The organism is Nocardioides sp. LML1-1-1.1 (assembly GCF_040676175.1).
Classification (GTDB): domain Bacteria; phylum Actinomycetota; class Actinomycetes; order Propionibacteriales; family Nocardioidaceae; genus Nocardioides.
In genome coordinates, this window is sequence record NZ_JBEGHK010000002.1 from 415,617 (window position 1) to 437,459 (window position 21,843).

At 74.2% G+C, this 21,843-nt stretch carries 19 protein-coding genes; 6 read left to right on the plus strand and 13 right to left on the minus strand.

From position 1 onward, the window contains the following. The first annotated feature begins 56 nt into the window (after nt 1-56). Nucleotides 57-1,667, plus strand: coding sequence for a hypothetical protein (locus MRBLML1_RS08720; RefSeq protein WP_364514351.1), 1,611 nt, complete (start codon nt 57-59; stop codon nt 1,665-1,667). Between the two features lie 42 nt (nt 1,668-1,709). After that, nucleotides 1,710-1,874 carry a hypothetical protein gene (locus MRBLML1_RS08725; protein WP_364514354.1) on the plus strand — a complete coding sequence of 55 codons (165 nt, stop codon included), beginning with the start codon at nt 1,710-1,712 and terminating at the stop codon, nt 1,872-1,874. A 4-nt stretch (nt 1,875-1,878) separates the two neighbouring features. On the opposite strand, the gene prfB is transcribed toward MRBLML1_RS08725, so the two are convergent. Continuing rightward, complete coding sequence (prfB, locus tag MRBLML1_RS08730; RefSeq protein WP_364514356.1) at nt 1,879-2,994, minus strand: peptide chain release factor 2; 1,116 nt, start codon at nt 2,992-2,994, stop codon at nt 1,879-1,881. A 192-nt stretch (nt 2,995-3,186) separates the two neighbouring features. Here prfB and MRBLML1_RS08735 point away from each other — a divergent pair, with 192 nt between their 5' ends. Continuing rightward, nucleotides 3,187-7,041, plus strand: coding sequence for an Ig-like domain-containing protein (locus tag MRBLML1_RS08735; protein WP_364514358.1), 3,855 nt, complete (start codon nt 3,187-3,189; stop codon nt 7,039-7,041). A 35-nt stretch (nt 7,042-7,076) separates the two neighbouring features. After that, complete coding sequence (locus MRBLML1_RS08740; RefSeq protein ID WP_364514361.1) at nt 7,077-10,430, plus strand: beta strand repeat-containing protein; 3,354 nt, start codon at nt 7,077-7,079, stop codon at nt 10,428-10,430. A 70-nt stretch (nt 10,431-10,500) separates the two neighbouring features. Here MRBLML1_RS08740 and MRBLML1_RS08745 read toward each other — a convergent pair whose 3' ends face one another. The 9 genes from MRBLML1_RS08745 to MRBLML1_RS08785 all read right to left on the minus strand — a co-directional run bounded on the left by MRBLML1_RS08745 (nt 10,501) and on the right by MRBLML1_RS08785 (nt 19,178). Continuing rightward, a complete protein-coding gene (locus tag MRBLML1_RS08745; RefSeq protein WP_364514363.1) occupies nt 10,501-13,929 on the minus strand; it encodes a lamin tail domain-containing protein in 3,429 nt (1,142 codons plus the stop codon). A gap of 139 nt (nt 13,930-14,068) precedes the next feature. Further along, complete coding sequence (locus MRBLML1_RS08750) at nt 14,069-14,500, minus strand: pilus assembly protein TadG-related protein (protein WP_364514366.1); 432 nt, start codon at nt 14,498-14,500, stop codon at nt 14,069-14,071. Nucleotides 14,501-14,504: 4 nt separating this feature from the next. Continuing rightward, nucleotides 14,505-14,960: a hypothetical protein gene (locus MRBLML1_RS08755; protein ID WP_364514368.1), complete on the minus strand. Its 456-nt coding sequence runs from the start codon at nt 14,958-14,960 to the stop codon at nt 14,505-14,507. After that, the gene (locus tag MRBLML1_RS08760) at nt 14,957-15,358 is read right to left on the minus strand and encodes a TadE/TadG family type IV pilus assembly protein (protein ID WP_364514371.1); all 402 of its coding nucleotides are present in this window, start codon (nt 15,356-15,358) and stop codon (nt 14,957-14,959) included. The genes MRBLML1_RS08755 and MRBLML1_RS08760 overlap by 4 nt, the downstream gene beginning before the upstream one ends. Nucleotide 15,359: 1 nt before the next feature. Continuing rightward, nucleotides 15,360-15,527, minus strand: coding sequence for a hypothetical protein (locus MRBLML1_RS08765; protein ID WP_364514373.1), 168 nt, complete (start codon nt 15,525-15,527; stop codon nt 15,360-15,362). Between the two features lie 30 nt (nt 15,528-15,557). Further along, nucleotides 15,558-16,481: a type II secretion system F family protein gene (locus tag MRBLML1_RS08770; RefSeq protein WP_364514376.1), complete on the minus strand. Its 924-nt coding sequence runs from the start codon at nt 16,479-16,481 to the stop codon at nt 15,558-15,560. Then, nucleotides 16,478-17,329, minus strand: coding sequence for a type II secretion system F family protein (locus tag MRBLML1_RS08775; protein ID WP_364514379.1), 852 nt, complete (start codon nt 17,327-17,329; stop codon nt 16,478-16,480). Before MRBLML1_RS08775 ends, MRBLML1_RS08770 begins: the two co-directional genes overlap by 4 nt. A 1-nt stretch (nt 17,330) precedes the next feature. Further along, nucleotides 17,331-18,581 carry a CpaF family protein gene (locus tag MRBLML1_RS08780; protein ID WP_364514382.1) on the minus strand — a complete coding sequence of 417 codons (1,251 nt, stop codon included), beginning with the start codon at nt 18,579-18,581 and terminating at the stop codon, nt 17,331-17,333. Between the two features lie 117 nt (nt 18,582-18,698). After that, on the minus strand, nt 18,699-19,178 hold the full coding sequence (locus tag MRBLML1_RS08785; protein ID WP_364514384.1) for a TspO/MBR family protein: 480 nt from the start codon (nt 19,176-19,178) through the stop codon (nt 18,699-18,701). A gap of 46 nt (nt 19,179-19,224) precedes the next feature. On the opposite strand from MRBLML1_RS08785, the gene MRBLML1_RS08790 reads away from it, so the two are divergent. Both MRBLML1_RS08790 and MRBLML1_RS08795 read left to right on the plus strand, forming a co-directional pair. Beyond that, a complete protein-coding gene (locus MRBLML1_RS08790; RefSeq protein WP_364514386.1) occupies nt 19,225-19,410 on the plus strand; it encodes a hypothetical protein in 186 nt (61 codons plus the stop codon). Continuing rightward, nucleotides 19,407-20,216, plus strand: coding sequence for an acyl-CoA thioester hydrolase/BAAT C-terminal domain-containing protein (locus tag MRBLML1_RS08795; protein ID WP_364514389.1), 810 nt, complete (start codon nt 19,407-19,409; stop codon nt 20,214-20,216). Before MRBLML1_RS08790 ends, MRBLML1_RS08795 begins: the two co-directional genes overlap by 4 nt. A gap of 4 nt (nt 20,217-20,220) precedes the next feature. On the opposite strand, the gene MRBLML1_RS08800 is transcribed toward MRBLML1_RS08795, so the two are convergent. The 3 genes from MRBLML1_RS08800 to MRBLML1_RS08810 all read right to left on the minus strand — a co-directional run bounded on the left by MRBLML1_RS08800 (nt 20,221) and on the right by MRBLML1_RS08810 (nt 21,841). Then, a complete protein-coding gene (locus tag MRBLML1_RS08800; RefSeq protein ID WP_364514392.1) occupies nt 20,221-20,403 on the minus strand; it encodes a YegP family protein in 183 nt (60 codons plus the stop codon). An 84-nt stretch (nt 20,404-20,487) separates the two neighbouring features. Then, on the minus strand, nt 20,488-21,108 hold the full coding sequence (locus MRBLML1_RS08805; protein ID WP_364514395.1) for a MazG family protein: 621 nt from the start codon (nt 21,106-21,108) through the stop codon (nt 20,488-20,490). A 13-nt stretch (nt 21,109-21,121) separates the two neighbouring features. Beyond that, nucleotides 21,122-21,841: a hypothetical protein gene (locus MRBLML1_RS08810; protein ID WP_364514398.1), complete on the minus strand. Its 720-nt coding sequence runs from the start codon at nt 21,839-21,841 to the stop codon at nt 21,122-21,124. Nucleotides 21,842-21,843 lie beyond the last annotated feature (2 nt).

The window sequence follows — 21,843 nt, forward strand, 5'->3', positions numbered from 1 at the left end:
GTCTCCTTGCTCTGACGGCCCTGGCCGTCTCGGCGGCCGGTCTCGCAGTGCCCGCCATGGCACTGGAGCAGGCCCCCGACACCGACCCGTCGATCGTGAGCGCCGATGACGGCACCACCTTCGCCGTCGACGACTGGCCGGCCCCGCCGGCCAGCCCGGCCCTGCTCGCCCGTCCGGCGACGGCGGAGGCCGCGGCGGCCTACGCCCCCGCCGACGCCTTCCGGCTGCACAGCCGTCGCGGCGCCGCCAGGACGGTCTACCTCGACTTCGACGGCGGCCAGCTGCTCTCGACCAACGCCTGGTTGAAGAACGGGCTGACCACCACGCTCTACCCGGGCTGGTCGCTCGACAGCTCCGCGGCCTTCAGCGACACCGAGCGCGCGGTGGTCATCGAGACCTGGCAGCGGATGGCGGAGGACTTCGCCCCCTTCGACGTCGACGTCACCACCGAGGAGCCGGCCTACGGCGGGTTGTTCCGCGGTTCCTCCGACGACCCGACGTACGGGACCCGGGTGGCGTTCACCTCCGGCAGCAAGGTGCAGGACGCGCTGTGCGGCGGCGGGTGCGGCGGCATCGCCTGGATCGGGACCTACGACTCCATCACCAGCGGCGAGACCCGCAGCCCGGCCTGGGTGTTCCCGAGCTCGCTGGGCAACCGCGCCAAGAACCTCGCCGAGGCCGGCAGCCACGAGACCGGGCACACCCTGGGCCTCGACCACGACGGGACCTCGTCGAACGCCTACTACAGCGGTACGTCGCTGTGGGGGCCGCTGATGGGCGCGCCCTACACCTCGGGGGTCTCGCAGTGGTCGCGCGGCGACTACAACGGGGCCAACAACCACCAGGACGACCTCGCGGTGATGCGTTCCAACGGCATCGGCCTGCGCCCCGACGAGGCCGGCGGGACCGCCGCGACCGCCGTACCGCTCTCCTCCCTGGGCGGCGGTCGCGGCGTGATCAGCAGCGCCACCGACACCGACTGGCTCACCGTCACCGACTGCTCGGGCACGGTCACCGTGCAGGCCCAGCCCGCCGACGTCGGCGCGAACCTGGACGTCGGCCTGCAGGTCCGCAACGCCGCCGGCACGCTGCTCGCCTCCTCGGCACCGGACTCCTACCGCGGGAGCACCGGCGTGGCCGGGCTCTCCGCCTCGGTCTCGCTGCCGCTGAACGGCGGTCCGTACCACCTCGTGGTGTCCGGCACCGGCTCCGGCAAGGCCTGGTCCGCCGGCGGGTACGACGACTACGGCAGCCTCGGCGGCTACCGGGTCCTGGTCTCCGGGTGCACCGGCAACGTCTACCCGTCGGTCGGCACGCCCACCCCGCCCCCGGCGAGCCACCCGACGACGACCACCCGGCCCGGTGCACCGCGCCGCCCGGCCGCGGCCTCCGGCGCGCGCGGCGGCCGCCGCACCATCGTGGCCGCCTGGCGTCCTCCCGCCGTGAGCGGAGGCGCTCCCGTGACGCGGTACCTCGTCTCGGCGTACCGGGTCGGGGCGCGGGGACGCGTCGTGGCCCGCACCGCCACGGCCAAGTCGCTGTCCGCGGGCACCCGCAAGATCTCGCTCACGCTGCCGCGCGGGCGCTGGGTGGTCCGGGTGCGCGCGGCCAACCGGATGGGCTGGGGCCCCTACAGCACGGCGTCGGTGCGGGTGGTCGCCCGCTGATCCCGGCTTTCCACGACCAAGTCGATGGAGTTAACTGGATTCGTGGACGACGTACCCCGGTGGGCCTGGCGCGGCCTCGGTGCGACCACGACCGTCGTGCTGCTCTCCGCTGGCGAGGTCGTCGGCGCGCTCGGCGCGGTCGTGGCCTTCGCCACCGCGGAGGTGGTCTTCGACGCCGCCGCGCAGGAGCCGCGGCGCCGCCGGTGACGGACTACGCGTCGGCGGTCTCGGCGCCCCGGCGCCAGCGGATGCCGGCCTCGAGGAAGCCGTCGATGTCACCATCGAAGACCGCCTGCGGGTTGCCGGTCTCGAAGCCGGTGCGCAGGTCCTTGACGATCTGGTACGGGTTGAGCACGTAGTTGCGCATCTGGTCGCCCCAGCTCGCGGCGACGTCGCCCTTGAGGTCCTTCTTCAGCGCCGCCTCCTCGGCCTTCTTCTTCGCGAGGAGCTTGGCCTTCAGGACGATCATCGCGGCGGCCTTGTTCTGCAGCTGCGACTTCTCGTTCTGGCACGACACCACGATCCCGGTGGGGATGTGGGTGAGCCGGACCGCGGAGTCGGTGGTGTTGACCGACTGCCCACCGGGGCCGCCCGAGCGGAAGACGTCGGTGCGGATGTCGTTCTCGTCGACCTCGATCTCGTCGGTCTGCTCCAGCTGGGGCACGACCTCGACGGCGGCGAAGGAGGTCTGCCGGCGGCCCTGGTTGTCGAAGGGGCTGATCCGGACCAGGCGGTGGGTGCCTGCGTCGACCGACAGCGTGCCGTAGGCGTAGGGCGCGTGGATCGCGAACTCGGCCGACTTGATGCCGGCCTCCTCGGCGTAGGAGACGTCGTAGACCTCGACGGGGTACTTGTTGCGCTCGGCCCAGCGGGTGTACATCCGCATGAGCATCTCGGCGAAGTCCGCCGCGTCGACGCCGCCGGCGCCGGAGCGGATGGTCACGATGGCCTCGCGCTCGTCGTACTCACCGGAGAGCAGGGTGCGCACCTCGAGCCCCTCGACGGACTTCTTGATCCGCTCGAGCTCGGTGTCGGCCTCGGCGAGGGTGTCGGCGTCGCCCTCCTCGACGGCGAGCTCGGCGAGCACCGCGAGGTCGTCGATGCGCTGCTGCAGGCCACGCACCCGCTCGACCTGGCCCTGCAGGGAGGACAGCCGTCCGGTCACCCGGGTGGCGTTGTCCTGGTCGTCCCACAGGTCGGGTGCGGCGACCTGGACACCGAGGTCCGCGATCTCCTGCTCCATCTTGGGCAGGTCGAGGACCTGCTCGATGGTGTGCATCGTCGCAATCAGCTGCTTGATCTCGGCGTCGTAGTCGGGGCCTGCCACAAGGAGCAAGGTTACGGTGCGCCCCTCCGAGCGGCCATTCGGTGACCCCTCGATGGAAAAATGTGAACGAGTTTCACAAAACCACTGTGCCCACCGTCACAGACCTGGTTGACTCCGGCCACTCCCTCCGCCACACGGGCTCCCGTGTCCGTTCCTCTCGGGTGGCACCCCCCACTCACGGGACGGTGACGCATGCTCCCAGCGCCGAACGACCACTCCCTCCTGCCCGGCAGCCGCCACCGCGCGGCCCGCGCCTTCCGGCGCCGGATGACCTGGCTGAGCGTCCTCGCGACCGTGGTCGCCACCTTGGTGGCCTCCGGGTCCGCCCCCGCGCGCGCCGCGCAGGCGAGCGGCGAGGAGGTGCCGACCTGGTCGACGGGCTGGGCGTGGACCTACGCCACCGTCTTCAACTACACCGCCGACGGCACGAACGTGACGATCAACGAGAACGTCACCTACACCGTCGCGGGCGTGGAGAACTACCAGGGGCAGCCGGCGTACAAACTGAACCTGACCGGCACCATCACCGGCGGCAGCGGTACGGCGGCCGTCGACGGCGTCGGCAACGCCACGCTCTCCAACTTCTCCGGCAGCGTGACCGGCACCCGCTTCATGCGGCGCTCCGACCTCGCGCTCCTCAAGGAGACCCAGAACCAGTCGCTGTCGGCGAAGGCGCAGGTCTCGATCCTGTCGACCAACATCACCGCGACCATCAACCTGTCGATGGACCCCCGCCGCGGCTGGCGGCTGACCCAGTTCCCCACCGAGGCGGGGAACTCGTGGACCAACGACGTGGACGTCGACTACACCGGCGGCTTCAGCTACGACGCCGGCTCGCTCGGCGGCACCGGCTCCTCCGACTTCGACGGGGTCCTGGAGTTCGACGGCCCGACCACCGTGGTCGACGAGAACGTCGCCGTCCCCGCCGGCACGATCAGCACCCGCCGGGCCCGGCAGCAGAGCACGGACGGCGCGACCCGGGAGACCCTTTGGTACTCCCCCACGCACCGCAACGGCGCCCGCCTGCTGCTGGAGATCCCGCTCGACGGCGGATCGCTCACCCTGGACCAGAAGCTGTCCTCGGCCAGCACGCCCGCGCCCGCCACCACGCTCACCAGCACCGTCACCCCCTCGCTCACCTGCGCCGGCGGCGACATCACCGTCACCGGCCGGCTCAGCACCGGCGCGGCCGGCGTCCCGGTGACCGTCGCGCTCGACCGTTCGCCGGTCAGCGCCGGCGCCACCGCGAGCGCCACCACGACCACCACCGCGGGCGGCAGCTACAGCGCCACCCTGCAGGCCCCCGGCGAGGCCGACGGCTACCAGCGCAACGGCGTCCGGGGCAGCTGGGGCATCGTGACCACGGCCGGCGGCGCCTCCAGCACCTCGACCGTGCTCGTCACGCCCAAGAACTGCTCGGCGATCACCTACACCGGTGCCGCCGGCGCGGCCCAGGGCACCAGCGCCTCCGTCGCGGCCACGCTCGTCGACAGGGCGGGCGCCAGCGTCGCCGGCAAGACGGTCACCTTCGCGCTCTCCGGTGGCGCCTCCACCACGGCGACGACCAACGCCCAGGGCGTCGCGCAGACCACCCTCGCGGTGGCGGGTCCGCCGCGCAGCGCGACCATCACGGCGTCGTACGCCGGTGACAGCGGGCTGGAGGCGGCGAGCACCACCTCCGCGTTCAGCGTCGGCGCCATCACCACCACGACCACCGTCGCGGCCGACCCGTCGGTCGTCACCATCGGCGACCCGGTCCGCTTCGTCGCGAACGTCGCGCCCAGCCACGGCGGCACGCCGGGCGGCAGCGTGCAGTTCCGCGTGGACGGCTCCGACTTCGGTGCTGCGGTGGCCCTCACCAACGGCACGGCCACCAGCGCCGCGCTCTCCACGCTGGGCCTCGGCGACCACACGGTGACCGCGGTCTACCTCGGCACGAGCGACCACGCCGGCAGCACGTCGGCGGCGGTCACCTTCCGGGTCCGCGAGCCGCTGAAGGCGACGAGCACCACGTCCGGGGTGGACCCCGCGGCCGCGGTCACCGGGCAGCCGGTGACCCTGTCGGCCACCGTCACCGCGACCGGCGGCACCCCGACCGGCGAGGTGGTCTTCACCGTCGACGGCAGCGAGGTCGGCCGCGCACCGGTCGCCCCCGACGGCGCCGCCAGCACCACCGTGACGGGCCTGTCCGTGGGCAGCAACCCGGTCGTGGCGACCTACGCCGGCGACGACGTCTTCGGCCCCAGCTCGGCCTCGCCGAAGACCGTCACCGTCAGCAAGGCCGCCGTCGCGGTCACCCTGAGCGCCACCGACGACAGCACCGTCACCGGGGAGGCCGTGGGCCTCACCGCGACGGTCGACGTCCTCGCCCCCGGCGGCGGCACGCCGGACGGCGCGGTCCAGCTGCTCGTGGACGGCAACCCGGTCGGATCGCCGGTCGCGCTGGTCAACGGCGCCGCGAGCTTCGCGCCGCTGACCTCGCTGAAGGCGGGCACGCACACCCTCGCGGCGGCGTACGCCGGCAGCGGGCGCTACCTCGCCGGCACCGACCAGGTGCAGCAGCAGGTGAGCCCGGCCGGCACCACCGTCGCCCTGGTCGCCAGCCCGACGCCCTCGCTGCAGGACCAGGAGGTCCGGCTGACCGCCACGGTCACGGCCGCGAGCCCGGGCTCCGGCTCCCCCACCGGCACGGTCACCTTCGCCGCCAACGGCGAGTCGATCGGCTCGGCGCCCCTGTCCGGGGGCAGCGCGGTGCTGGAGGTCTCCGACCTGGCACCGGGCTCCTACCAGCTCACCGCCACCTACGCCGGCGACGACGACTACACCGGCAGCGCGGCCTCCCCGGTCAGCCACACGGTGATCGAGGGCACCGCGGTCGTCGCGACGACGACCACGCTGACCTCGAGCGCCAACCCGTCGACGTACGGCGAGCTGATCACCTTCCGGGCAGAGGTCGCCGCGGGTGACAGCAGCCCGCACGGGACGGTGCAGTTCTCCGTGGACGGCCAGGACGTCGGCGAGCCGGTGCCGGTCGAGGACGGTGTCGCGGAGAGCGCGACCCTGGCCTCGCCCGACCCGGGCGACCACACCGTGATCGCGGCGTTCACGCCGGAGCCGGGCTTCTCGGGCAGCGGCGACATCCTCGTGCAGACCGTCCGGGCGGCCGGGGTCGACGTGGACCTCACCTCCACCAACGCCGACGCGCAGGTGGGCGACACCGTCCGGTTCCGGGTCGACGTCCGCTCCCAGGTCACCGGCACCGGTACGCCGAGCGGCTTCGTCCAGCTCGCGGTCGACGGCCAGCCGCTGGGCGACGCCCTCGAGCTGGTGGACGGCAGCGTCACCGGCCCGGCGGTCTCCGACCTGGCGCCGGGCACGCACACGGTGACCGCGCTCTACTCCGGGGACGTGCACTTCACCCCGGAGCTCGCCGAGCTCACCCAGCGGGTCTCGAAGGTGGCCACCACGACCACCCTCACGGTGGCCCCCGGGAGCGCCACCTACGGCGACACCGTGGTCCTCACCGCGAAGGTCACCGCGGCCAACGACAGCCTCGGCGTCCCCGGTGGCACGGTCACCTTCCGGGCCGGCACCGTCGACCTCGGCAGCGTGCCGCTGTCGACGACCGGCACCGCGCAGCTCAGCACCGCCGCCCTGCCGGCGGGCACCCACCAGCTGCGGGCCGTCTACGGCGGCGCACCGGCCTTCGACGGCAGCACCTCCGCCGTCAAGAGCCTGACGGTCGCCAAGCGGGCGACGGTGACCAAGGCCGACGCGGCCGTGGTCTCGCTGACCCCGCTCGGCCTCCCGCTGGGGCTGCTCCGCGCGACGGTCACCGCCGGCGGTGCGCCGCTGGCCGGCGTACCGGTGGAGTTCCGGGTGGGCGGCAAGCTCGTGTGCACCTCGGTGACCAACGGCACCGGCGTGGCGACCTGCAACGGCGCCGCACAGCTGCTGGCCCTGGTGCTCAACGGCGGCTACACGGCCACCTTCCTCGGGGATGCCAACCACCTCTCGTCCACGGCGCCCGGCGCCATCCTCAAGTGAGCCCGGCTCCGATGAAAGGAACTGCAGTGCGTCGCATGATCGCCGCTCTCGCGGCCTCCACCCTGACGCTGGGGATCCCCGTGGTCCTGGCCTCGTCGGCGGCCGCCGACATCTCCGCGCCGTCCGCCGGCGCCGTCCTGCGCGGCAACTTCACGTTGTCGGCGGGCGGCGCCTCGGACGGCACCGGCTGCCTCAACGCGAGCGGCCCGCAGACCACGCTGCAGCTGCTCAGCGGCGGCTCGGTCGTGTTCGAGAGCGTGCAGGGCGGCACCGGCGCCAAGAGCGTCACCGTCGACTCGCACAACTACGCCAACGGCGCCTACACGGCCCGCGCGATCGAGCGGAAGCGCTCGGGCTTCCTCTACTGCACCAACAGCACGAACACCACCGACCGCGCGGTCACCATCGACAACCTCACCCAGCTGGCCTACTCCGGCGCGACCGAGGGTGCGCAGAACACCTCGGTGACCGTCCGGGCCACGCTGACCGACCCGAACCTGTCGGCGTCCGTGCTGCCCAACCGCACGGTCACCTTCTCCCTGTCGGGCGGTACGTCGGTCAACGCCACCACCAACGCCAGCGGCGTCGCCACCGCGTCGCTCCCGGTGGCGGGCCCACCGCGCACGGCCACGGTCACCGCGTCGTTCGCGGCGACCACCTTCTACAAGGCCTCCTCGGCGTCGACGCCGTTCACGGTCGAGAAGAACCCCTCGACCACCACGCTGGTCCAGCCCGGACCGGTCGTGCACGGCCAGGCCGTCTCCTTCACCGCCCAGGTCGCGCGGGTCAACGGCACGAGCACCCCGAGCGGCAACGTCCAGTTCACCGTCGACGGTGCCGACCTCGGTGCCCCGGTCGCGGTCTCCGGCGGCGTGGCGACCTCGGTGTCCACCGACGACCTGAGCACCGGCACGCACACCATCGGCGCCCGCTTCGCCGGGGACGCCAACCTGCTCACCAGCACGGCCTCCACCAAGGAGCTCGTCGTCGGCAAGGCGCCGACCTCGACGGTGCTCACCAGCAGCGGCTCGCCCACGGTGACCGGGCAGGCGGTCACCTTCACGGCCACCGTCGGCGTGGTGTCCCCCGGCGTCGGCCAGCCCGCCGGCGGTGTGCAGTTCAACATCGACGGCGAGCCCTACGGCACCGCCGTGCCGCTCTCCGGCGACACCGCCACGCTCACCGTGAGCAACCTGCGCCCGGGCAACCACGACGTGCAGGCGACGTACAACGGCAACGGGGACTTCGCGACCAGCAGCTCGGCCGCCACGACCCACGGCGTCAACCGCGCCGACACCACGGTCAGCCTCGCCACGTCGAACCCGGACGCGGTCGCGGGCGAGCCGCTCACCTTCACCGCCGACGTCGACGTGGTCGCGCCCGGCGCGGGTGAGCCGACCGGCACCGTGCAGTTCGCGGCGGACGGCGAGCCGATCGGCCAGCCGGTCGCGCTCAACAACGGCACCGCGGTCTCCCCCGCCGTCGGCCTCGACGCCGGTGACCACGTGATCACCGCCAACTACGAGGGCGACGAGAAGTTCGCCGGCGGATCGGACAGCATCGAGCAGGAGGTCGCGGCGGCGCGCACGACGACCACCGTCTCCTCCTCGCCGAACCCGTCGGTCGTCGGCCAGCCGATCACCGTCACCGCGACGGTCGCCCCGGTCAGCCCCGCGACCGGCACGCCCGCCGGTGCGGTCCAGTTCGAGATCGACGGGGAGCCCGGCGCCTACGCCACGCTCTCCGGCGGCACCGCCTCGATCGAGGTCGCCACGCTGTCCCGCGGCGCGCACCAGGTGAAGGCCCGCTACCTCAGCGCGGACCCGAACTTCATCACCAGCACGTCGGCAGCCGCCACCCACACCGTGAACAAGGCCGCCACCAAGACCGTGGTGACCAGCTCGGCCCCGGTGTCGGCGTACGGCCAGCCGGTGACCTTCACCGCCGCGGTCGCGGTGCTCGCACCCGGCGCGGGCTCGCCGTCGGGCACGATCACCTTCACCGACGGCAGCACCGTCCTCGGGTCCGCTCCCGTCGGCTCCGAGACCGGTGGCGTCGCCTCGATCACCGTGGACGACCTGGGCGTCGGTCAGCACGCCGTGGTCGCGACGTACGACGGCGACGAGTCCTTCAACGGCAGCAACGGCTCGGTCGCGCAGAAGGTCCAGCGCGCGCAGACCAGCACCCTGCTCACCTCCTCGGTGAACCCGTCGCAGTCCGGCCAGGGCGTCCGCTTCACCGCGACCGTCTCGCCGGTCGCACCGGGGGCGGGGGTCGCGGGCGGCACCGTGCAGTTCACCATCAACGGCGCCAACCTCGGCAGCCCGGTCGCCCTCGTGGACGGCCAGGCGACGAGCGGTGCGTTCAGCTCGCTGTCGCCCGGCACCTACCGGATCGCCGCCACCTACAGCGGTGACCCCCGGTTCGTCGCCAGCACCGGCGTGCTCGACCAGGGCAACGGCCAGGCCGTCACCAAGGGCGCGACCACCCTCGCGCTCGACTCCGACGACCCGGTCTCCGACCACGGCCAGACGGTGACCTTCACCGCCACGGTCGCGGCGGTGGCCCCCGCCACCGGCAAGCCCACCGGCGCGGTCCAGCTCTGGCGGGGCGGCACGTTGCTCGGCGCGGTGAGCCTGACCCCGTCCGCCACGGCCGGCACCAGCACGGCGTCCTTCGCGGTCGCCTCGCTCGCGCCGGGCCAGCACGAGATCCGGGCGGTCTACGTCGGCAACTTCAACTTCGACGGCCAGGTCGCCACGACCTCCCAGACCGTCGGAGCGGTGGCGACGGTGACCGGGGTGACCTCGGCGAGCAACCCGTCGACGTACGGCCAGTCGGTGACGTTCACCGCCACCGTCGCCAACGCCGTCCCGGGCGTCGCGGCGCCGACCGGCTCGGTGGTCCTCAAGGACGGCGGGACCGTCCTCGGCACCGCCGTGCTCACCGACGGCACCGCCACGCTCGTCGTGCCGGGGCTCGCCGCCGGCAGCCACAGCGTCACGGCGGTGTACGCCGGCGACGAGAGCCACGCCGCGAGCACCTCCCCGGTGCTCACCCAGGTCGTCGAGCGGGCCGCGCCCACGCTGGTCGCGCACGACGTCGCCGACTCCGCCCCGGACAACTACTCGCGGGTCGAGGCGACCCTGACCGGTCTGGGCGGCGCGCCGCTCGCCGGCCAGTCGCTCGTCTTCACCACGGGCCCGGTCCTCAACGGCGGCGTCACGACCATGTGCACGGCGGTCACCGACGCGGACGGGTACGCCAAGTGCGACGTCCCGCTGCGGACCGGGGCGCTCATCCTGCAGGGCTTCCAGGTCCGCTTCGCCGGCAACGCGAGCTACGCCCCGGCGTACGCCGAGACGGTGTTCGAGGACCCGAACGACTGACCCCACCCCTCCCCCAGAGGGCAACGGGCCCCGGTCGCACGACCGGGGCCCGTTGTGCGTGCGGTGGAGGTCAGCGGCGGACCTTCACCGCCTTCGTGGTCCGGACCACCGTGGTGTAGCCGGCGCGGGTGAGCACCACCTTCACCGTCACCCGGTCACCGATCCACGCGCGCCTCACCTTCAGCCGGGCCGCGGTCGAGACCCGCTTGCCGTCGACGAACCAGGCGTAGGTCACCGACGCCGGCGCCGGGCTGAGGACACCGGGCTGGACCGACAGGGTGCGTCCCACCTTCGGCGTGCCGAGGATGCGCGGCGCCTTGCCGAGGGCGAAGGCGGCGCGCACGACCGGTGCGGTCGCGGCGGAGACGCCGACGCCGGCGAGGTGGTCCGGCGCGGAGGCGGTGACGCGCAGGCTGATCCGCCGCCCGACCAGCGCCGGGCCGACCTTGAGCGTGCTGGTCGTGGCCCCGGCGATCGGCACGCCGTTCGCGAGCCACTGGTAGGCCCGCGACCCGCCCGCCGGTGCCCAGGTCCCGGCGGTGCCGGTCAGGGTCCGGCCGACCTTGGCGCTGCCGGTGATGCGCGGCGCGACGACGTTGACGACCGCGGACCTCGCCACCGCGGCGGTCGGCGCGGAGACCGCGACGCCGTCGGTGTGCCCGGCCACGGTGGCGGTGACCCGGAGGGTGATCGCCTTGCCGATCTCGCCGGTCGTCAGGGTGTACGTCGCCGCGGTCGCGCCGGAGATCTCGGCCCCGTCCGCCAGCCACTGGTACGTCGTACCGGTCGGCTGCGGGATCCACGACCCGTCGGTGCCGGAGAGCCGCTGGCCCACCGTGGGCGTGCCGGTGACGACCGGCACGGCGTCGTTGACGACGGCCGGGGCGGGCAGCACGGTGCACGGGAAGGTGCCGGCGCGCAGGGAGTGGCCGTCGGTGTCGCCGTCGTCGCTCCACAGCACGGTCTTGGCGCCGTCGACGCAGGTGGACTGCGGGGCGAGCGCGAAGCCCTCGTTGTTGAGGTTCGGCATCCCGGCGGGCCGGTCGTAGGCCGCCGTGATCGACCAGGTGCCCTCGCTCAGGCCGAGGTTGACCGTGGTGCCGTCGCAGGAGTCGTCGCAGACGGCCCACAGCCGCGCCGTCTCCGGGTCCCACACCACGTCCATGACGCCCGGCGGGCCGGCGTTCGTCCGCAGCTGCGGGTCGATGGTGGCGACCAGGTGGGCGCTCTCCTGGACGGCGTCGGTCTGGTCGAGCGCGAGGACGTAGAGCAGGCCGGTGCCCTCGACCGCGACGACGTAGAGGCCGGTGCCGTGCGCGGGATAGTGCGCCGGGTCGTAGGCCTGCGTCGTGCTCTGGTCCCGCAGGCCGCCGTCGACGAGCACGCTGTCGGGGATCCAGGTGATCCCCTCCAGCCCGAGGTTGGCGCCGAGGGTGGGCAGCAGGCCGTTGAGCGCCCACTCGTCGGTGGCGTCCATCGAGGTGCCCGGCTCGTAGCGCAGCACGGTGTTCTTGCTGACGCCGCTGACGTCGTTGTCGCGCTCGGCGGCCAGGTAGACCGCGCCGTCCGGTCCGAAGGTGATGCCCTCGGTGTCGGGCGAGCCGGTGCCGTCGTGGTACTTGGGGTTGCGCCCGGCCGGCCAGTCGGCGGCACGGACGTAGCCGTCGCCGTCCCGGACGAGCTTGCTGAGCGTGCCGGCCTTGTTCTGCGCGACCCACAGGGTGCTCGGGTCGGCCGGGTCGAACGCCAGGCCGCTCGCGTCCTGGTTGAACGTCTCGGCCGGGTCCACGCTCCGCACGGCCGGCGAGCCGGGCCAGGCCCGGGTGTCGAGGCCGGGGCAGGCGTTGACCGCGCCCGGCGTCGGGGCGACGTTGTCGACGAGGGTGCCGACGCCGTCCTTGCAGCGGCCGTAGGTCTGGGTCGCGTGCGCGGTCCAGGAGGAGGAGTCGACCAGCTTGCCGCTCGGGTCGAGCAGCCGCACCGCGTCGCTGCCGCCGAGGCCGGCGAGCGGGTTGACGACCAGGTGCCCGCCGGCCGGTACGACGCTCGGGGCCGGCAGCGTCGTCGGGTCCACCTCCGTGCTGTCCTTGACCACCCAGCCGGCGACGTCGACGGCGCTGTCGGAGAGGTTGACCAGCTCCACCCAGTCCGGGCCGCCGGCCGGGTCGCTCGACTCGACCTCGTTGACCCGGATCGGGCTGCAGGCGTTGGCGCCGCCGCGGGTCGCGACCGTGGTGACCTGCCAGGTGCCGGTGCCGTCGGGGCAACGCCCGTACGTCGTCGCGGCGTGCCCGCCGGACCAGGCGTAGGTGTCGGCGACCGTCGTGCCGTCGGCGGCGAACAGGGTGACGCTGTCGTCCACGCCGAGCCCGAAGCCGGGGGCGGGGAACTCGGTGTAGAGGGCGTAGAACGCGCCGGGGGCGAGCGTCGTACCGGCGGGGACGACGGCGAACGGGTGGCTCGCGTCCGCGTCGCGGACCTTCCACCCGGACACGTCCACCGGCGTGCCGCCGGCGTTGGCGATCTCGACCCAGTCGCCGACGGTGTCGCCGTTGGACTCGACCTCGTTGAGCCTGACCTCACCGGGGCTCGCGGGCGGCGCGCACGCGTTCGTCGTACCGAAGGTCGCGGCGGTGGTCGCCGCCAGCGCGCCCGTCAGGTCGGGGCAGCGGCCGTAGGTCGTGGCGGCGTGGCTCGTCCAGGAGTACGACGCGATCAGGGTCGTGCCGTCGGCCCGGAAGATCCGCGCCGAGTCGGCGCCGCCGAGCCCGAAGTGCCCGGCGGGCGCGGTGCCGGCGGCGTTCTCGACCACCACCGCGGCGCGGCCGCCGGCCGGGACGACCGTGCCGTCGGGGACGGTCACCGCGTGCGCGTCGTCGTTGTCCTTCAGCACCAGCCCGGAGGCGTCGATCGCCACCGTGGTCGGGTTGCCGATCTCGATCCAGTCGCCGTTGACGCTGTCGCCGTTGGACTCCACCTCGTTGACCACGAGGTCGCCGACGCCGGGGCAGTCGTTGGCCGCGCCCAGGGTCTCCGACTTCGCCTGGACGAAGGCGCCGGTGCCGTCGGGGCAGCGCGACCAGGACGGCGCGGAGTGGCTGGCGAAGGTGTGCCCGTCGACGAGCGTCGTCCCGTCGGGCAGGAAGATCCGCGCGGCGTCCCCGTTGCCGAGGCCGAAGCCGTTGGGCACGCCGTCGACGGTGACCGTCACGAACGCGCCGGGGGCGACCGTCGTACCGGCGGTGACGGCGAGGGTCCGGGTGTCCTTGTCGTCCTTGACGATCCAGCCGGACACGTCGACCGGCTCGGAGCCGGTGTTGGTGAGCTCGATCGCGTCGGCCTTGGTGGCGCTGTTGGTGATGATCTCGTTGATCTTGATGTCGCTGGCGGCGGCGGAGGCCGGCGCCGCGGACACGACGAGCGAGAGCGGGACGAGGCCGACGACGGCGGCCAGGCCAGCAGAGAGGGCAGCGGACAGGCCGCGGGGTGGGGTGCGCACGGGTGGCGTTCCTCGGGGGTGCGGCCGGGCCCGAGCGCCGGCGAGACTGGCAGAACCGTTGCACCCTCACGAGCGCCGGCCAACGGTCGGTGAACCCTCGGTCAACGGGGCGCGACCGCCAGGCGAGGCTTGCGGTGGCTCACTCCTGCGGGTCCACGACCGCCGAGCCCCGCGCCCGCACCACCGGTCGCTCCTGCGCACCCGGGACGCCGAGCGGGAGGTCGACCGGCGCGGCCAGCTCGACCACCACCCGGCGGCCGTCGACCCGCACGGTGACGCGCAGGCCGGGGTGGTCGCGTGCCGCGCCCGCGTCGCGCAGGTAGGCCAGCACCGCCCGCTCTGCCTCGGCACGCGAGATCGCGAGCGGGCCCGAGCCGAGCCCGCCGTCGTAGACGTCGCGGCCCTGGGCGCCGAGGTCCGCGCCCTGCAGGGCCGCGCCGTCGGCGAGCTCGTCGAGCCGCTGCCGGGTGAGGTACGCCGCGCTGGAGTCGACCACGACCGCGACCAGCAGCAGCACCACCGCGACGAGGGCGACGATCAGCGGTGCCGCGCTGCCGCGCTGCTCCCTCACCTCTTCACTCCCCGCTCTCCCGGTAGCGACCGATCGGGACCGACTCCTCGGCGCTGAGCCGGAAGGTCGGCGACCCGGCGCCGAGCACGTCCGGCAGCAGCGGCAGCGCGACCGCGGACTCGACCCGGACGGTGATCACCGAGGTGCCCCGGTGGCAGTCGTGCGGGTACGGCGTGCAGGTCACCACCACGCGCAACGACACCTCGCGCAGCCCCTGGTCGGCGAGCGCCTGCCGGGCGACCACCTCCGCGCGGCGCTGCCCGGCGGCGTCGTCGGGCGCGAGCGCGAACGCGCGGGCCGCCGCCCGCGCCGCTCCGCTCACCCCGAACGAGCCGCGCTGCACCTCGAACACCGACAGCACCACCCACAGCAACGGCAGCAGCAGGAGCACGCCGAGCCAGACCGCCTCGATCAACCCGCTGCCCCGCTCGTCGCCGCCCCGACGACGGGCACGGGTCACGGCGGCGCCTGCCTCGCCTGCTCCAGCACCGCCCGCCCGGTGACGCTCAGCCGGACCGCGGGACCGCCGAGGCCGAGCGCCGGGACCTCGGCGTGCACGGTGACCTCGATGGCCGGCATCCCCTCGACGGTGACCCGGCGGACGTCGATGTCGGTCGCGTAGCGCCCACCGATGCCCTCAGCGACTTGCTCCCGGGTGCGCTCGAGGCCTGCCGCCGGGCCGGCGCCGGCGGTCGCGGCGAGGCGGGCACCCTCGGAGGCGGCGGCCGCGAGCGTCGTACGGACGTGCAGGACGAGGGCGACCTGCACGATGCCCAGGACCACGGGCAGCAGGATCAGCACGACCAGGGTGAGGTCGACGAGTGCCGACCCCCGCTCGTCCCGCCGCCGGCCGCTCATCTCACTTCACCGAGCGCAGCGCGGCCTCGAGCATGTCGACGAGCCGCGGCTCGGCCATCGTCCAGATCGCCATGCCGATCGACACGGTCATGATCGTCACCAGCACCCAGCCGGGGACGTCGCCGCGCTCGTCGCGCCGGCGCCGGCCGGTCCGTTGGGGTCGTGCCATGGGAGTTCCTTCCGAGAGTGATCCGAGTGCTCAAGAGCTGAGCGAGAGCCCGACCACGCCGGGCCAGAACGCGAAGACGACGGTCACCGGCAGCACCAGGAACACCACCGGGACCATCATCACGATCTCCTTGCGAGCGGCCTGCTCGATCAGTGCGCGGCGGCCGGCCTCGCGCACGTCGGCGGCCTGGGCGTGCAGCACGTCGGCCAACGGGGTCCCGCGCTCCACCGCGACCGCCACCGCGTGGGCGAACCGCGCCACCACCGGTACGCCGGTCGCCGCCGCCAACGCGTCGAAGGCGTCGGCCACCGGCTCACCGGTGCGGATCCGGCCCAGCACGTCGGCCAGGTCCCGCGACAGTGCACCGCCGCTGCGCCGCACCACGCGGTCCAGCGCCGCCACCGGCGCCTCGCCCGCCGCCACGCTCAGCGCCAGCAGCTCGGCGACCGCCGGGAACTCCGCCACGATCGCGGTCTCCCGGCGCTTCACCTGCGCGGTGAGCTGCTGGTCGCGCAGCAGCACGCCGAGCACGAAGGCCCCGGCGCAGAGCAGCACGAACGGCAGAGGGTTGCCCGGTCGCGACCACGTGCGCAGCAGGCCCCAGGCGGCCGCGAGCGCGAACCCCGCCAGCCCCCACATCACCTGCTGCACGCGGAAGTCGTGGACGCTGAGCCCGAGGCCCGCCCGGCCGAGCCGGCGCCGCACCGAGGGCGCACCGCCCAGCGCTCGCTCGACGCCGTCGGCCGCGCGTCGCACGAGCGGCCCGAACACCGCCGTCACCGCGCGCGTGGAGCGGGCCGCCGGGGCCCGGTCGGCGGGCACCAGGTCGCGGACGTAGGGCAGCACCCGCAGCCGCAGGTGGGGACCGCGCAGCGCGAGCACGCGGGTGACGACGACGAGCAGCCCGGTCGCCGTACCGAGGCCGAGCACGGCGCCCCACCAGGCCGGGCTCATCGCAGCGCCCGCCGCTCGACGGGGAGCCGGCCGAGCCGGATCATCAGCCGGTAGGCCAGCACGCACAGGCCCGCGCCGACCGCCAGGACGAGCGCACCGGCCGGCGACTGGTAGCGCTCGATCACCTCGCGCTGGGTCGACATCACCAGGAGCACCACCCAGGGCGCGCCGACGGCGACCCGGGCGCCGTTCACGGCCCAGGACTGGCGCGCCTCCAGCTCGGAGCGGATCCGCAGGTCGTCGCGCAGGTAGCCGGACAGGTTGCGCAGCAGCCGCCCGAGCTCGCCGCCGCCGACCTCGCGCGCGACCCGCAGCCCCTCGACCACCCGGTCGCCCACCGGGTCGGCGAGCCGGTCCGCGAGCCGGTCGAGGCAGTCACCGAAGCGCCCCGACACCTGGTAGTCCAGCGCGAAGGCGTCGAACGCCGGCCGCAGCGGCTCCGGTCCCCGTACGGCGAGGGCGGCGACCGCGTCGGGCAGCGACATCCCCGCGCGGACGGCCGAGGCCAGGTCGTCGACCGCCTCGGGCCAGACCTCGGCCAGCTCGCGCCGGCGACGCCGCGCGCGGCTGCGCACCACACCGAGCGGCAGCCCGGTCGCCAGCACGCCCAGCACCATCGCGAGGGTCGCGGTCCGGGTCAGTCCCAGGGCGAGCACCGCGGCGAGGAGACCGCAGCCGGCGCACAGCAGCAGGAGCGAGCGCGGCGCGACCTCGCGCAGGCCGGCCTCGGCGAGCATCCGCTCCAGCCGGCCGGCCCGGGCCGGGCGCGGAGCCGCGCGCGGCGTACCGAAGGCCGACCAGACCAGCAGGCAGCCCAGCCCGAAGCCGAGACCCACGAGCGCGCCCACCTCAGTCCGCCTCCCCGAGCAGCCGGACCACGTCGATCCCGATCCGGCGGAACCGGTCGAGCCGGGGCGGCAGCCCGATCCCCCGCCGCAACCGGCCCTCGTGCCAGGTGAAGACGGACTCGGTCTCGATGACCTCGCCCTCCATCCGCCCGGGCACGGCCACGATCTCGACCACGCGGCGGGCACCCCCGGGGTCGAGCGCGAGGTGGACGACCAGGTCGATCGAGGCGGCGACCGTGGGGACGACGAAGCGGGCGGAGATGTTCTCCCCGGCGAGCAGCGGCAGCGTGCACGCCTTGGTCAGCGCCTCCCGCGCGCTGTTGGCGTGCAGCGTGCACATGCCCGGCAGGCCGGCGTTGAGGGCGAGCAGCAGGTCGAGGCACTCCTCGGCGCGCACCTCGCCGACGATGATCCGGCTCGGTCGCATCCGCAGCGACTCCTTCACTAGGTCGCGCAGCCGCACCTCGCCGGTGCCTTCCAGGCCTTCCTGCCGGGTCTGCAGCGCGACCCAGTCGGGGTGCGGGAAGCGGATCTCGAAGACCTCCTCCGCGGAGATCACCCGCTCCCCACCGGGGATCGCGGCCGCCAGGCAGTTGAGCATCGTGGTCTTCCCGGCCTGTGTGCCGCCGGTGACCAGGATGTTGATCCCGGCCCGCACCGAGGCCTCCAACAGGTGCGCCGCCGCCGGTGGCAGCGTGCCCAGCTCGACCAGCTCCGACAGCCGGTGCGCCCGCACCACGAACTTGCGGATGTTGACCGCCGAGGACCCGCGGGCGATCCCGCGCAGCACCACGTGCAGCCGGTGCCCCGCGGGCAGCATCGCGTCGACGAACGGGCGACTGAGGTCGACCCGGCGCCCGGTCGACTTCAGCATCCGCTCGACCAGGTCGGCGACCTCCGCCTCGTCGAGCACCAGGTTGGTCAGCTCGTGCCGGCCGTGCCGGGCCACGAACACCCGGTCGGGTCCGTTGATCCAGATCTCCTCGACCGTCGGGTCGTCGAGGAAGGGCTGCAACGGCCCGAACCCGGCCACCCGCGCGACCAGCTCGCTGACCACGCTCTCCTGGTCGCCGACCGGCGGCACCACCCCGGTCAGGCTGCGCTCGTCGTGCGCCCGCACCAGCTCGACGGCCAGGCGCCGCACCGTCGCGACCTCGGCCTGCGGGTCCAGCCCGTCGCGTCGTACGGCGGCCCGGAGGTCGTCGTCCAGGCGCGCCACGACCTCGTCGACGGCGTGCGTGGACACGACCATGGCGGACTCCCCGAGACAGGACGGCAGTGGTTGGCCGGCACGCTAGCCCGCGGAGACAAGAATTGATAGAGCCCGGATGTCACATGTGGACAACGGGTGCGCCGCCCCGGGCCTGCCTCAGTTGAGGACGACGATCGCCAGGTTCAGCGCGGTCGCGAAGGCCACCCAGGCGGCGTAGGGCACCAGCAGCCAGGCGGCCACCGGCGACACCCGCCGGAACAGCCCGATCGTCGCACCCACCGCCACGAGCAGCACGAGGATGTCGACGAGGGCCCAGCCGTAGCGGTCGGCGGCGAAGAAGAGCGGGGTCCAGGCCAGGTTGAGCAGCAGCTGCACCACCCAGGCCCCGAGCGCCGCCCGGTCGGCGCCGGCCCGCCAGGCGAGCCAGCCGGAGATCGCGATCATCACGTAGAGCACCGTCCAGACCGGGCCGAAGACCCACGACGGAGGCGCGAACGGTGGCAGGTCGAGCGCGCGGTAGGTCTCCCCGGAGCTGCTGGCGGCCAGGCCGCCCAGCACGGCCACCACAGCGACCGCGGCGAGGAACGGGGCCAGGCTCAGCCAGCCGGGACGGGACGGGCTCGCGAAGGTGGTCACGCCCGGACGGTGCCCAGCGCGCGGCGGTGCAACCTAGGCTGGCGTCATGTCCCGGGAGGTCCTCGAGCGCTGGGTCGCGTCCGGTGGCGAGTGGCGGCTCGTCTCGTCGTACGACGACCGGGTGGTCGTCGCGCTGACCACCTGCGCCGGCGAGGAGATGGACCGGATCACCCTGCTTCGCGCGGACCTGCCGGACCTGCCCGACCTACCCGACCCGCCGGAGGACGAGTGATCCGCGAGGAGCCCACGACGGGCATCGAGGGCGTTCGCTGCCTGCCCGAGGAGCCTCGTGGCACCGCCGCCCTGGTGCTCGGCGGGTCGAGCGGGCGGATCGACGTGGCGCGGGCCCGGCTGCTGGCCGAGCAGGGCGTGACGGCCGAGTCGGTGCGCTGGTTCGGGGGTCCGGGCCAGCACGACGGGCCGTGGGAGATCCCTCTGGAGACCTTCCTCGCCCGGGTCGCGGCGCTGCGCGCCGACCACGACCGGGTGCTGGTGGCCGGCACCTCGTTCGGCGCCGAGGCGGCCCTGCTGACGGGCGCGCACTCCCCGGACGTGGCGGCGGTGGCGGCCTTCGCCCCGAGTGACGTGGTCTGGGCGGGCTTCACCGCCGCGGGCTGGGCGACCTCGCACTGGACGCTGGCCGGCGATCCGCTCCCCCACGTGCCGTTCGACCCGGACTGGGCGCCGGACACCGACCCGCCGGCCTACACCGGCCTGTACGCGCGCTCCCGGGAGCGCTTCGCCGACCGGGTCGCGGCCGCCAGCATCCCGGTCGAGCGGATCCCCGAGGTGCTGCTGGTCGCGGGCGGTGACGACCGGGTGTGGCCGGCGGTCGCGCACGCCGAGACGATCCGCGCCCGTCGTACGACGCACGGGCTGACCACCACCGTGCTCACCGACCCCGAGGCCGGCCACCGCACGGTGCTGCCGGGCGAGCCGGTGGTGACGGCGGGTCAGCGGATGCAGCGCGGCGGCACGCAGGAGGCCGACCGCCGGCTGGGCCGGGCCGCGTGGACCGCGCTGCTCCGCCTGTTGTGAGCCGTCAGCCGGTCTGGTCGTCGATCGTCGCGCCGTCGGCCGCGCGCTGCACGGCCTTCGTGCCCTCGATGGCCGCCGACTTGGTCTCGTAGTCCTCGCCCACGGCCACCACCTGACCGTTGCTCGACTTGAGCCGGAAACGGAACTTCCCGGCCTTGTCCTCGTACACCTCGAACTTGCCCGCCATCGCGCATCCACCCCTCAGCACGGCCGGACCCGATGCCCGGACCTCCTTGCCGAAGGTACTGGCCGGCGCCGGGCGGGGGAAGGCCTACAGCCGCGTCCGTACGGCGTCCCGCAGCGCCTGCTCGGGATCGACCCCCGCGGCCCGGGCCTCGGCGACCAGGCCGAGCAGCCGCTCGCCGAGGTCCGCGGAGCCCGGCTCCTGGGTGACCGGCTCCGGGGTGACCGGGCGCCCGGCCCGCTCGAGGCGGTCGAGCACCTTGTCGGCGTACAGCAGGGCGGGGAGGGCGGAGGGGATGCCGTCCTCGACCGGACGGCCGGCCTTCTCGGTGGCCTTCACCTGCTGCCACAGGTCGTTGACCGCCTCGGCGTCGAGCCCGCCGGCGTCGACGTCGCCGAAGACGTGCGGGTTGCGGCGGCGCATCTTGGCGGTGATGCCGCGGGCGACCTCGTCGAGACCGAACTCACCGCGCTCCTCCGCGATCGCCGCGTGGAAGACCACCTGCAGCAGCAGGTCGCCCAGCTCCTCGGCCAGGTGCGACCAGTCCCCCGAGTCCTCGCCGGCGTCGATCGCCTCGACCGTCTCGTAGGTCTCCTCCAGCAGGTAGCGCACCAGCGAGCGGTGCGTCTGCTCCCGCTTCCAGGGGCACTCGGCCCGCAGCCGCCGCATCACGGCGACGAGCTCGTCGACCGCGCCGGGCTGGCTCATCCGCCGAGAGGGGTCATGCGCCGGGCTGTGCCTGCGGTGCGCTCGCGGCGCCGCAGCGCGCGGTGGCGGGCAGCGCGGCGGCCTGCTCGATGGTGAGCCGGGTGAGGTCGCTGCCCGCCCGGGCAGCGCCGCTCACCGCGACCGACAGGTCGTCGCCGAGGAACCCGCCGGTCTTGGCGTCCCGGGTGCCCAGGGTCGGGTTGAGCGTCACGTCGTGCTCGGCGAGCCAGGTGTCGACCACCTGGGTGCCGGCGCTGAGCGCGGCGTCCTGGTTGCCGGCCTGCCCGGTCTGCGCGAGCAGCTCCTTGCTGCCGATCGCCAGCAGCGGGTCGGAGAGCCGGAGCTGGATCGCGGTGAGCCACTCGAAGGCGTCGAAGGTGTCGTCGTCCACGTCGTCGTCGAGGCGCCACGAGCGCTTCACGACACCGGGATCGATGGCGTCGGAGGGCAGGTCGACGCCGTACTCGCCGGCGACCCGCTCCACCGCGACCGCCTGCGCCCAGTTCCACGCCAGCTGGGAGCGCACGCTGGCGCGGGCGTAGACCGGGGCGCCCTCCTCGGTCGAGAGCAGCTCGCAGAACGCCGCGACCGTGTCGTCCACCCGGGACAGCTGCACGGACTCGCCGTCGACGGACGCGGCCACGCCGGGCTCCGGCGCGTCGTCGGTCAGGCCGCACCCGGCCAGCAGGGCCGTCGCGGCGACGGCGGTGACGAGGGAGGTACGACGGCGCACGG